The organism is bacterium (assembly GCA_040753085.1).
GTDB lineage: Bacteria > UBA9089 > JASEGY01 > JASEGY01 > JASEGY01 > JASEGY01.
Genome location: JBFMHI010000084.1, coordinates 1 through 11,314, shown reverse-complemented (window position 1 = coordinate 11,314; position 11,314 = coordinate 1). Strand labels below are relative to the sequence as shown.

Below are 11,314 nucleotides of genomic sequence, written 5' to 3'. Positions count from 1 at the left end.
ACACTGCCAACTCTACCGTTTTGCTTTTCCAACCTCGGGGCTTCCTCCGAGGCGTTACCGGTTGCTTGTGGTAGAGACAAAACTGCTCTGTGCTCTAAAAGTGTAAACCGATCTCTCCCTTCTCAAGCAGCGATTTGAAACGATGCCCAAAAACAGTTCTCTTCCCTCTAAATCCTTCAATCTTCCTTAATGCCTCTTTTAATTCATCCATAGCTACACCTTAAAAAATATCTTCCTTTTTCAATAATCCTTCTAAGTCATTGATGTTATTGATGATAATCTTTTCTTTTGCCTCTAATTTATTTAATAGGAGCAATTGTGCTTTTGGGAGTTGGCTATGATATTTGACTTCTATCAACCTTTTATCCATAGTCAGAAAGTCAATTTCTATTCCATCCTTGTAGACATAGCAAGGGTTATATCTCTTAATTTTTAGATAAACATAATTTTCAAATAAGCTACCTTTATCCCTAAAACCGGTAAATAATGACCTAATTCCTACATCAGATGAGTAGACCTTCCTGGGTGAAAGGAGCCGCTCATTAAGTTTCCCACATCGTGGCACAAGGTAAATAAGATAGGTATCCGCAAACATCTCTAAGTATCTTTTGGCAGTATCTGGGGAAATACCTAATATCTTTGCCATTTTGTTAATACTCATCCTCTCACCAACTCTTTCCATCAAAAGTAAAAAGAAATCTTTAAGCACTTGAGGAGTTTTGATGCCATAAAAAGCAGTAATATCTTTATAAATGATATCATCGACCAGCTCTTTTACATATTCAATATCCCCTCGAAGGACATATTCAGGTAGGCCTCCTATGTTTAAATATTCCTCAAAATACCGCTCTTTCAGGTGGTTATCTTCTTTACTAATCTTAATCCCTCTAAATTTTAGATACTCTTGAAAATCCAGAGGTAATACCTCAATAATCAGAGTTCTACCTGTCAGGTATGGCTTTTTACTCTTAAGGATGGAAGTACTTGAAGAAGAGACATAAAGTTTGACATTCTGATTATCATAGAGGTTCTTAAGTTGTAATTCAAAATCCTCTTTGTAAGCCACTTCATCTAAGAAGATAAAAATTTTCTCTTTGAAACTAATTTTATGAATCTTACGGTATTCATCAACAATTTCTAATATGGATTTTTTAAGAAGGAGGTAATCATCAAGGCTGATATAAAAAATATGTTTGGGTTCAATCCCTTCCTTTGTTATCAGTTCTTTAATCAGAAGTTTTAAAAGAGTGGTTTTCCCAACCCTTCTTAGACCCGTTAAGAAAATAATCTGTTTAGAAGAGAAATTTTCCTTCATCAATGTTAAGACAGAAATTCTCTCAATGATGCCTTCTAATAGATATTCTTCTTCCCACCAGGGATTGTAACGATAGAATAAATCTTCCATATCTAAAAAATCCTCTTTTAAGGCTAATTATACGATATTATCGTATAAAAAGTCAAGGAATTATACGATGAGGCAGTAATTCTCAGGTTAACATTCGCCTCTTCAATAGCAAGGAAATAAGCAATGCTCTATCTTATTGTAGTTGCCCTGGCTATTGCTACTTCTTCTGAATACTAACTGCTAATTTTTCTTATGCTGCCCCCTTTCCACTTCCTATGGTCTAAGTATAAACCCCATAATAACAAAGTCATCATCAAAGGCAAAGACCTCTTTTATCTTAAGTCTTTTGGCAACAACAAAACTCGTGCAGTCAACAAAAGAAAATCGTTGGTCTTTATAACTTTCAAATATCTCCCAGGCTTTATTTTCAATCTCCTCATTGACCCAGGATACAGAAAGAGAGCCCTGAGAGGTTGCTTCGGAAATGATGTGGCGAAACTCACAGGCTTTTTGATGGCTTACATCATATCTAAGTCTAGTATAAACCTCACTTAAAACATAGTTTGAGGTGATTAAACCTATGTCTTTATTAAGTAGCTCAAGATAATATGAGGATGCCTTTTTATGGTTTATATCTTTCTTAACAACCGTAGCAATCCAGGCACTTGTATCTACAAAAACAAGCATCCTTATTCTCCTTTTTGGTAAAGATACTCATCATGTTTAAGAGAAGCATCGGGCTTTCCTTCCTCACATAGACCAACGAGTTTGTAAAGGGGATTTTTTTCTTTTTTTCTCTCCCTTGCCCTCTTATCTAAATATTCCTCTATAGCTTTCCTGATTATATGTGCAGTTTTGACCTTATGCAGGACTGTTATCCGCTTAAGCTCTTCATCTGTCTTCTCATCTAAGTAAATCTGTTTTCTTACCATTTCTACACCACCTCCATATATACATTATATTCTATAATACATTAAATTTTAAAATATGTCAAGGTAAATTTTTTCTCAGCAATTCCTGGTGTAGAGGCCTCTCGGATAAAAGGTTATGGTTAAGAAGCCGGTATGGAAGACTGCCCTGGCGGCAGGCCAGGGTTGGGTACTGGGCTACTATTGTCGCTCTACCGGGCTATTAAAGGATAATTCTTATAATCTTCGTGGCTTAGTGTCTTCGTGGTTGAATAGTTACAACTCGAAACTCGAAACTATTCCTCCTGATAATACCCACCGGCCAGGGCAAAGATCTCTTTGTCCGTAAATCGCTTAAGCATTTCAGCCTTAGATATCTTATCTTCGTGAAGAAGACCACGGAGTGATTGAGCCAAACTCTGCATCCCATCCCGGCCGCTTGTTTGGATAATGCTGGGGATTTGATGGGTCTTCATCTCCCTGATAGTGTTCCTGACAGCCGGTGTAGCCACAAGTATCTCCACGGCAGGCACCCGCCCATTGCCCTCTTTCAAGGGCAATAAAGACTGAGCAATAATGGCTTGTATTGTTTCCGAGAGCTGGATTCGAACCTGATTTTGCTGATGGGCCGGGAAGGCGTCAATAAGACGGTCAATGGTCTTGGCGGCAGACTTGGTATGGAGGGTAGCTAAGACAAGATGGCCTGTTTCAGCGGCGGTTAAGGCCGTGGAGATGGTTTCCAGATCCCGCATCTCACCCACCAGGATAATATCCGGATCCTGCCTTAAAGCCGACCTCAGGGCAGAGGCAAAGGACTCTGTATGAGCCCCAATCTCCCTTTGATTAATCATACACCTCTTATGCTGATGAACAAACTCAATGGGGTCTTCAATAGTAATGATATGCGCTTGTCTATGTTCATTTATCCAGTCGATCATAGAGGCCAGGGTAGTTGACTTTCCGCAGCCGGTTGGTCCGGTGACCAGGAGAAGTCCATCGGAAAGCTGCATTAATTTCTCTAAGCTTTCCGGTAAGCCCAGTTCTTTAAAGCCCTTTATCTTATCCGGAATCAATCTTAAGGAAGCGCTTAAACCCTTCCTGGTAGTATAAACACTGACCCGGTATCTTCCGTCTTCTAATTCCAGGGCAGAATCCAATTGAAGTTCTTCCTTAACGATACGTTTCTGTTCTTCGGTAAGAATGGCATTAATCATGTTGTAAACTTTATCTTTAGTCAAAGGCGGTGTATCCGACATCTTGACTAATTCTCCATTTACCCGAAAGACAGGCGGAACACCCTCAGCCAGATGTAAATCAGAGGCCCCTTTTTGGCGGCCTAACTCCAGGAGAGACCTGATAGCTCCCTTTTTTTTCTTTTTTTTCTTGAAGGGCGCTTCTTCACTCCCTACACCCCCTACCTCATCATCTTCTACTACGTCAGTTTCTTCCGCGTAATACTCATTCATATTTATTTACCTCCCTTTCATCAATTTACCATATCCTCCCTGAAAAGGTGAGATAAGTCTTGTCCCGGCTGTCCAGAAGCGATTTGGCATAACCGGTTCTGAGGCCGAATCTAAGCCCGTCAATAGTGGTGAATCCCAGGACAAGCTCCCCCTTGACTGTATCTTCTTTTTCCACTAACTCCTCATCATCATAAAGCCTGCCTCCCTCGTAGCTGAGCCAGGTCTCCAGCTCTTCAAAGATGACCGTGTTAAGGATCTTAAATTCCCTTTCTCTAAGGAGGGGATAGAGAAGACTGGCTTGCCCAGCTATCGAGGCCTCTCCCGCCTTCCCCTCCTTCAGAACCAGATCCTCAAGTTCCAGATGGATCGGCCTTTTAGGGCCTGTAATTCGGCTGGCCCATAAGTCCATGCCAAAGATGAGGTTGGGGATAGGGGTCTTAAAACCCTTCAGGGCATAAGCATCAAATTTGGAAAACTCATATCGATCCGCCGAGGGGATAGAGGTTTCTATATCCAGGTAAACCTGGAAGAGCCTTTTGATGAAGTCATCATAAGACCAACCAAGTCCCATCGAGTGATAGGTATGCTTATCCTTCTCCCGATGGTATTCCAAATAGGGGTAAAAAAGGTGAGTCGGCTGATTCACCCGGCCGGTTACTCCGATATTAGGGGCTCGATGGATGGCCAAGACAAGGCCGGTGCGGGCTTGCCACTCCTGGTCTTTGGGGTAATAATCAGCCCCCAGGTAGAACTGCCTATCCCAACCCAGATCCTTGAAAAATTGCCCACCACCCCCAATAAGGATATTCTCTTCTTCATCTTCCTCTATGTAGGGATAAAGACTCAGCCCGAAGTCTCTGGCATAGCCGAAATGCAGGCTTAAAAGGAAAGGGCTCAGGTAGTAAGCATCCAAGGGCGGGAAAAACAGGGAGGAGAAGTCAACGGCCACCCTCCTGGGTTTACAATTATCAAGCCGGTTGACATCAGGCACCCTGAAATCAGGATCTATGACCACCTTCTCTACCTTCCCCCTGGTGTGGAAAGCTACCTCCCCGGAGCCGGCCGCATATCTTTCTCTCACCATCTCGCCTTCATCTGTGGTTATCTCTACCTCAATCGGAGTTTCTATTGTCCCCTTATTTTCGAGGGAGACTTTAGTCAGGTAGCCGGTGCCGCTGGATTCGCTTTTTACCTTTTTAATGGCATAGTCAACCCGGTCTCTCCCGTGAAGCCAATCGTGGAAGAAAGAGGTTAGGTCAATGTCAGTTCTGGTCTGGGTGAATCGCTCAAAGTCCTCAGAGGTCGGATTCTTTGCGGCAAATTCCTGGGCGTAGGCTGAGAGTATCTCCCAGAATTTATCCTCACCAATGAGGTGAGCCAAATTTCTGACTACCAGATAGCCCTTATTATAGATCCTGGTAACACCCGTCTCAGCGTATTCTAACTCTCTATAGTGTTTAATTATCTCCTCATCCCGATGATCTTTTATCACCTCCCGATAAGGAAACTCTGAGAGGTGCTCCCTCAGGTTGGCCCGGGAAAGAAAGGGAAAGATGAGGGAGTAAAGGAGTCCTTTGTTTTCATTATCCAAGAGGTTGCCGCCTCTTAGACCATATTGATCCTCAAAATAAGAGATGGAGACAAATTCGGCCAAGGCCTCAGAGAGAAAATTATCCCGGTCAAAGTCAGGGTTGACTGAAAGTCCAAACCAGAGGTGGCCGATTTCATGGGCCAGGATATATTCCCAGAGACGATCGAAGAGGTTGGGCACAAGCAAATCTCTCTCCTTGAAGGCCTCCCGGCCGAGGATGACCATGCCATCAGCCGCCATACCACCATAAATGTTATTGTCAACTACCACCAGCCTCGATCTGGGAAAGCGGCCTAATTTTTGGTGGTAGTAATCGATTATTTTTCCCACCAGTGGTTTCAGTTTGAGGGCCGCCCTTTTGTGTTTGGGCAGGTAATAAATGGTAGTTGGAATCGAGTAATCAACAGTCAATTCCTGGTAATGCTGGCTGATAGACAACGGAATACCCATTACCATCCGGGATCCCATGGTGACTACCTTCTCTTCCCCCGTTAGTTCCTCGGTCTGAATATCCGCACCCGAGGCCACCTTAAATTCAGCCGGCACCCAAAGCCTGACCTGGTAATCCCCGGCTCCCCAGGTCATCTTATCGCTCCAGGCCCCATTATCCCTGAACCTCAAGATAGGATTCCAGCCAAATCGCCAGGTATATGTCTCCCGGAAGCAAGAGTTATCACCCATCAGGTAATTTTCAGGGAATCGGGTCTCAAAGGCTATTTCAAGGCTTAGTAATTCACCAGGTTCAAGGGGCTGGGGCAGTTTCACTACCCCAATAACGTTTTCCAAAGAGTAATTTTGGATGATCTCCGGGGCGTTTTCATAGTGAAAGCTCAGGCTTTGCCCTGCCTTATCTTTAACACCGGTGATCTTTGTCCAGCCAGGATCAAACCCCTGGGAATAACCGTAGTCAACCAGGATGGGATGAATATGGGGATTAGGTTGGGCGAGGAAATTGCCCCCCAGCACCAGGTGAATCTCTTCTAAGGCCATGTCAGTGGTATTCTGAAGGGTTAATACCTCTGTGCCTGCCAAGGTATGATTGAGGGGATTCAATCGGACATCTATGTCGTATTGACAGGGAAGGGCTTCGGCCGCCACCTGAGCACCTCGTCCGATCAATCCTAACAACACCAGCATCATAATCTTTCTCAAAAGAACACCTCCTATTTTCTCCTTCGCCCCGGCGGGGCTTAATTAATTTCGTATCTACTCAAAATCAAGTTAAAAAAGTAAGCTCATTACAGATTATAGTGCTATGGGTTAAGTTTCATCTCCTTTTGTCCTGACAGCGTCGGCATAAGAGCTTCCCCTCCCTTGATGGGAGGGGTTAGGGGAGGGTGAAATAACAAATAATTTGAGGCCGTGGCTGGTGGTTGCCCCGTCGTGGCCTAAGCAATCATCCAAGGCACGGACAGGGGTTAATTGGCGGCTAAATCGGCCCGACGTGGAAACCAGCACCTAAAAGACAAGACTCCCCAGATCACCATGGGAAAAAGCTCGCGGCCGATTGACAAAAGGAAAATAAGGAGGAAATCTTCCTTCTCGGGGAGCTTTTTACCGGCCAATATCAGAAGAGTGGCCACATGGGTAACCCACACAAGTATCCAGACTATACCAATGAATTTGAGACGCTGCCAAAGCTTTAAGCGGGGCGTAGCCATGCTGAGCGCGGTAACCAATATAAGGCCGACATGAAGGCCCAGGCTGTCAATGCCCCACTTCTTGTCTCCATTTTTACACAACCTGATGCGATTTTCACCTACCAAGGTAATTTCTGAGGAGGAAAGTTTATTTGATATCCCCACTAAAAAACGGTCATAACTTGGAGCTGCCAAAGGCCAAAGTAAGGAAATGATAATGAGAAGGATGGTGGCCTTAAGAGCAAATAAAGAAAATCTTAGCATGGTCTTACCCCCAGACACCCCGCTAATATTTGGTAATCAGTACTGTCTTAGCCATTAATTACATCCTTCTTTAACTATTTTCTCCAGCCAGAAGAGCCACAGAATAACGGTAAATAAAATTATTAAGGCCTGCCAAACCACCAGATGAGCGGTCTTGAAGAGGTCAGGATAGGCGGCCCCAAGGTAAAAGAGGCTCACGGTGCGAACCAGGTTGAGCAGGTATATACTCACTATACTAAGGCCTATACCAGCTAACTTCTGTTTGATTTTACTCGGATAGGCCAGCACAGCAGAGGCAAAGATAAGCATGGGAACAACGCCGATGCATTCAGTGACCACATCGATGGAAAAATCGCTGGAGGAGACGATCGTGCCCTTAACCTCGGTTGGGATGCTAAACAGACTTAAGATGAGGCTGGTCGCCCTGGCGGTAAATATCCTAAGGTTGAGGGAAGCCCCGCTCTCAAGAAACATAGAGTAGGCTAAGATAGACAACAAGATGCAAAAAGAGAAGATACTGCCGGCCCACAGGACTACTCGATTTCGCCTGAAGAAAAGCTTGAGGCGCCCCTCAAGGGAAAGGCCTAACTCATGATGGCTCTCTTTAGACCTTGCCCTTCCCTTTGCCTCAGGGCTTTGTTTTCCCCTGAATTTCTTTGTCCTGCCTGCCATCGTCCTTGCCTGCCTTCCTTAGCCTTCCGCCTTCAGCCTATAGTTTCCATCCGAAATCGCTCTCCAAGATATATCTCCCTGGCTTTAGGATCGTTGACCAATTCAAGGGCAGTGCCATGAATGAGAATTTTACCCTGGTACATAATGTAAGCCCGGTCAGTTACTTCCAGAGTCTCTCGAACAGAATGGTCGGTAATCAGCACCCCTAATCCATTTTCTTTAAGCCGGCTGATAATCTGTTGAATATCAGCCACAGCAATAGGGTCAATCCCGACAAAGGGTTCATCGAGAAGGATAAAGGCAGGTGAAGTAACCATTGCCCGGGCAATCTCTGTTCGTCTCCGTTCACCACCGGAAAGGGTATAGGCCTGCTGTTTGGCTAAATGCGTAATCTTTAATTCATTCAATAGGGTGGTCAATCTCTCTTGACGCTCACTTTTATTCAACTTAAGGGTCTGAAGGATAGCCAGCATATTCTCCTCTACGGTAAGTTTCTGAAAAACAGAAGGTTCCTGAGAAAGATAACCTATTCCCTTCCTAGCCCGTTTATACATGGGCAGCCTGGTGATCTCTTCACCATCAAGCATAACCTGACCACTTAACGGAGAGATGAGACCAACCAAACAGTAAAAAGTAGTGGTCTTGCCGGCCCCATTAGGGCCGAGGAGACCCACTATCTCTCCTCTTTTCACCTCAAGGTTGACTTCATCAACTACTCGTCGCCGGCCGTATGTCTTCACTAGGTTCTTGGCTTTAAGCATCTTTCGAGTGGTAGGGGCACGTGGCAACGTGCCCCTACGGGTCTGTAACATTTGACTTAAGTAGGTTCGTCTCTTGGAGAGGCAATCCCCCTCACCCTCCTTATCTTTACCCACATCTTTTAAAAACCACGAAGGACACGAAGAATTATTTGTGGGTAACGATAAGCCCTCAGGGGAGAGGATTAAGAATAATCTGGAACTCATTTTTTAGGGAATAGGGTGGCCTCCACACCGCCTATGATTTTAATCCGTTCGTCTTCAGTATAATAGATGATCTCCTCTCCCTGAAAACGGTTTCCTTCTTTAATTTGAATTAATTGGGGCTCCCCTTCCAGGACAATCTTTTCTTCATCCTCATAATAGGTAGCTCGACCGCAAGAAGCAAAGAGGTCTTCGCCCTTAATTTCCACGGCGCCTGTGGCCACTGAACGGTTCTCTTTCAGGTAGCGTTCCATTTTGGCCGCCGTAACCGTAATTGTATCGGCCTTTACTTCTAATTTAACCTTTTCTCCTTTGTTGGCAGTAATGAGGGTATATTCCGTGGCTTGAAGATACTCCAGGTATCCGCCGGTAATGGTTGTCTCTTCTTTGGTGTCTACAATTTTTACCTTACCACGGCCAATTATTTTTTTTAGGTTATTCAACTCACCATAACCATCTACCAGATCAGCATTAATAATAGTCTCCTTATAGACGATCTTTACCTCTCCTTTTAGAAAGACAGCTTGTTCCCGTTTATTCCAAAGGGCTTCCTTAGCCGTAATCGTCAGGGGCCCCTCCTCTTTTTCCGCCTTTAAGTCCTGCTTAATCTTGAGCTTCTCAGTTTGTTGATCCACCACCACTCCCTGGCCGGTAACAGTAAGTCCTTCTTGGGTAAATACAAAGGTATCTGGAGTGCTGAGTATCTTTTCTTTAGCCCGCCAGTTGAGACTCTGGGTATGCAGTATTCCTCCCTCGGCATCAGTTACTACTACCTGGCCGGAAGCAGATATATCCCGGTGGATGGTATCCAACACACCCTGGTTGGCCTTCATACTCAAGGTGATGCTGTCTCCTTGTTCTGAAAAAAACTCTGTTTCAATGCCTTCCATTCGGGTCTGGTTCTCATATACTTGAGCCTGAGCCGCCTCTATCTTCCACCTTTTTATCCCTTTGATCGTCTCGACCAGGTGGAATTTGGTGATTTCCATCTCCGGCGAGGCAATCTCGGAAGTCGGGACGGTCGAAAGAGGTGCCTTATCCCTAAGGCCTTTAATGGCCGCGATAATCCCCAGGCCTATTAGAAAAATAACTAAAAGTAAAAGCAGTCTTCGCATTTCCTGATTCCTTCTTTTACCTTTTCTATATCTACCTGGGTATTAACACAAGGCCCTTCAGGGCGTTCATTAATGATAGCTATCACTGGCAGAGGGAAGGCGTCTCTGATCCCTGTCTCTAATTCCCTCTCGCAGGCAATAGCGATAACCCCCCCATAATTATTCTCTTTTACTTTCTCTCTGGCCAGCCTCCCACCCGTGACAACCATCAGAGGCAGTTGATATGATTCAGACATCTCCACCAGGTCTTTTATCCTGCAGCGGCCACAGCGGCGGCATTCCTGAATATCATTAGTTATCTTAGCAGGACAGTCTTTATTTTGCAAGCAACTGGGAGAGAGAAGAAGCAGGCCATTAGAATCTGCCGGCCAGGGTTCGTGCTTCACTAAGTAATTGTTGATCCTGATATGAAGCTGTATTAATTTATCTTCTGAAAGGCCCATCCATTTGCCTAATCCAATCAGGATAGAAAAGATTATCTGGATAAAAAATCTAAGGCCTCTAATAAAAAATCTCTTTACTTTCTTCATTTCTTGGGGCTTATAAATTGGGATGATGTTCATCGTTTCTGCCACTTACGGGTTATAGGCTGAAGGCTGAAGGCTGAAGTTCAATAGCCTTCAGCCTTCAGCCTATCCACCTAAGCGGTAGTTACCATTATTATTATAGGTTATAGAAATAGATAAGTCAAGTAAAATTTGTAGTATAGCTTCCCCTTTTTTCTGAGACTGTTCACAATTTGGGACTTGTGGTTAGATTGTAGATTTTTCAAGGGAATTGGGCCACTTTACCCCATTTTTCTATCTCATTTCCGTCGTTTGACATTTTTGATCTATTTACCGGTGACAAACTATCATAATCCTCTACCCCATCTATCATCAATTTGTCGGGATAATCCAAAAATTTTGACCTGTACGGTTAAGGTTGTAGACTACTGACGCTGAAAGCGTCAAATTTTAAATAGCCGTAGATGCAAGCTACGGAAGATAAATACACCCGCAAGGCTCGACCCTGCAAGGGTCGAATATTATCCACCACATAGAATTCAACCCTTTCAGGGTTGAGCTGTGGTAGATGTTTCGTTTCCGCAGGTTTCACCTGTGGTTATGTAAAATTCAAACCTTTCAGGTTTGAGGAGATTTGCTTGTAATTCCTAACCATACAGGTCGAATAATTTCCCCTTTGTGTCTTCGTGCCTTGGTGGCTGAACGGTCACCCATATTTTAAACTCATTCGTAACCGTTCAGGTATAGCTGCACGGATTAGCACGGATAAATAACACAGGACAGAAGGCGGAAGTGTAGGGACAGGGCTTGTCCCTGTCCGTGCTTGTCCATGTCCGTTCCGTAGA

General features: G+C 44.4%; 11 protein-coding genes. All 11 read right to left on the bottom strand.

What is annotated here, in order from left to right:
* Positions 1 to 220 precede the first annotated feature (220 nt).
* The 11 genes from AB1797_09310 to AB1797_09260 all read right to left on the bottom strand — a co-directional run bounded on the left by AB1797_09310 (position 221) and on the right by AB1797_09260 (position 10,526).
* Positions 221 to 1,405: an ATP-binding protein gene (locus AB1797_09310; protein ID MEW5767809.1), complete on the bottom strand. Its 1,185-nt coding sequence runs from the start codon at positions 1,403 to 1,405 to the stop codon at positions 221 to 223.
* Between the two features lie 213 nt (positions 1,406 to 1,618).
* Complete coding sequence (locus AB1797_09305) at positions 1,619 to 2,032, bottom strand: PIN domain-containing protein (GenBank protein MEW5767808.1); 414 nt, start codon at positions 2,030 to 2,032, stop codon at positions 1,619 to 1,621.
* 2 nt (positions 2,033 to 2,034) lie between these two features.
* On the bottom strand, positions 2,035 to 2,277 hold the full coding sequence (locus tag AB1797_09300; protein ID MEW5767807.1) for a hypothetical protein: 243 nt from the start codon (positions 2,275 to 2,277) through the stop codon (positions 2,035 to 2,037).
* A gap of 272 nt (positions 2,278 to 2,549) precedes the next feature.
* On the bottom strand, positions 2,550 to 3,719 hold the full coding sequence (locus tag AB1797_09295; GenBank protein ID MEW5767806.1) for a type IV pilus twitching motility protein PilT: 1,170 nt from the start codon (positions 3,717 to 3,719) through the stop codon (positions 2,550 to 2,552).
* A 25-nt stretch (positions 3,720 to 3,744) separates the two neighbouring features.
* Positions 3,745 to 6,462, bottom strand: a complete 2,718-nt coding sequence (locus AB1797_09290) for a M1 family aminopeptidase (protein ID MEW5767805.1) — start codon at positions 6,460 to 6,462, stop codon at positions 3,745 to 3,747.
* Between the two features lie 108 nt (positions 6,463 to 6,570).
* Positions 6,571 to 6,714, bottom strand: a complete 144-nt coding sequence (locus AB1797_09285) for a hypothetical protein (GenBank protein MEW5767804.1) — start codon at positions 6,712 to 6,714, stop codon at positions 6,571 to 6,573.
* A gap of 14 nt (positions 6,715 to 6,728) precedes the next feature.
* The gene (locus tag AB1797_09280; GenBank protein ID MEW5767803.1) at positions 6,729 to 7,214 is read right to left on the bottom strand and encodes a hypothetical protein; all 486 of its coding nucleotides are present in this window, start codon (positions 7,212 to 7,214) and stop codon (positions 6,729 to 6,731) included.
* 54 nt (positions 7,215 to 7,268) lie between these two features.
* Positions 7,269 to 7,886 (bottom strand): exosortase H, encoded by a 618-nt coding sequence (xrtH, locus tag AB1797_09275; protein ID MEW5767802.1) that lies wholly within the window; start codon positions 7,884 to 7,886, stop codon positions 7,269 to 7,271.
* A gap of 32 nt (positions 7,887 to 7,918) precedes the next feature.
* Entirely contained in the window at positions 7,919 to 8,647 is a 729-nt protein-coding gene (lptB, locus tag AB1797_09270; GenBank protein ID MEW5767801.1) for an LPS export ABC transporter ATP-binding protein, read from the bottom strand.
* A 200-nt stretch (positions 8,648 to 8,847) separates the two neighbouring features.
* Positions 8,848 to 9,963 carry an LPS export ABC transporter periplasmic protein LptC gene (gene lptC, locus AB1797_09265; GenBank protein MEW5767800.1) on the bottom strand — a complete coding sequence of 372 codons (1,116 nt, stop codon included), beginning with the start codon at positions 9,961 to 9,963 and terminating at the stop codon, positions 8,848 to 8,850.
* On the bottom strand, positions 9,939 to 10,526 hold the full coding sequence (locus AB1797_09260; protein MEW5767799.1) for a DUF116 domain-containing protein: 588 nt from the start codon (positions 10,524 to 10,526) through the stop codon (positions 9,939 to 9,941). Before AB1797_09260 ends, lptC begins: the two co-directional genes overlap by 25 nt.
* Positions 10,527 to 11,314: the final 788 nt, after the last annotated feature.

Excerpts from the sequence above, each read along its gene's own strand:
- AB1797_09310 (MEW5767809.1), bottom strand. The coding sequence starts at position 1,405 with ATGGAAGATTTATTCTATCGTTACAATCCCTGGTGGGAAGAAGAATAT.
- AB1797_09280 (MEW5767803.1), bottom strand. The coding sequence starts at position 7,214 with ATGCTAAGATTTTCTTTATTTGCTCTTAAGGCCACCATCCTTCTCATT.
- AB1797_09305 (MEW5767808.1), bottom strand. The coding sequence starts at position 2,032 with ATGCTTGTTTTTGTAGATACAAGTGCCTGGATTGCTACGGTTGTTAAG.
- AB1797_09260 (MEW5767799.1), bottom strand. The coding sequence starts at position 10,526 with ATGAACATCATCCCAATTTATAAGCCCCAAGAAATGAAGAAAGTAAAG.
- AB1797_09300 (MEW5767807.1), bottom strand. The coding sequence starts at position 2,277 with ATGGTAAGAAAACAGATTTACTTAGATGAGAAGACAGATGAAGAGCTT.
- lptB (MEW5767801.1), bottom strand. The coding sequence starts at position 8,647 with ATGCTTAAAGCCAAGAACCTAGTGAAGACATACGGCCGGCGACGAGTA.
- lptC (MEW5767800.1), bottom strand. The coding sequence starts at position 9,963 with ATGCGAAGACTGCTTTTACTTTTAGTTATTTTTCTAATAGGCCTGGGG.
- xrtH (MEW5767802.1), bottom strand. The coding sequence starts at position 7,886 with ATGGCAGGCAGGACAAAGAAATTCAGGGGAAAACAAAGCCCTGAGGCA.
- AB1797_09295 (MEW5767806.1), bottom strand. The coding sequence starts at position 3,719 with ATGAATGAGTATTACGCGGAAGAAACTGACGTAGTAGAAGATGATGAG.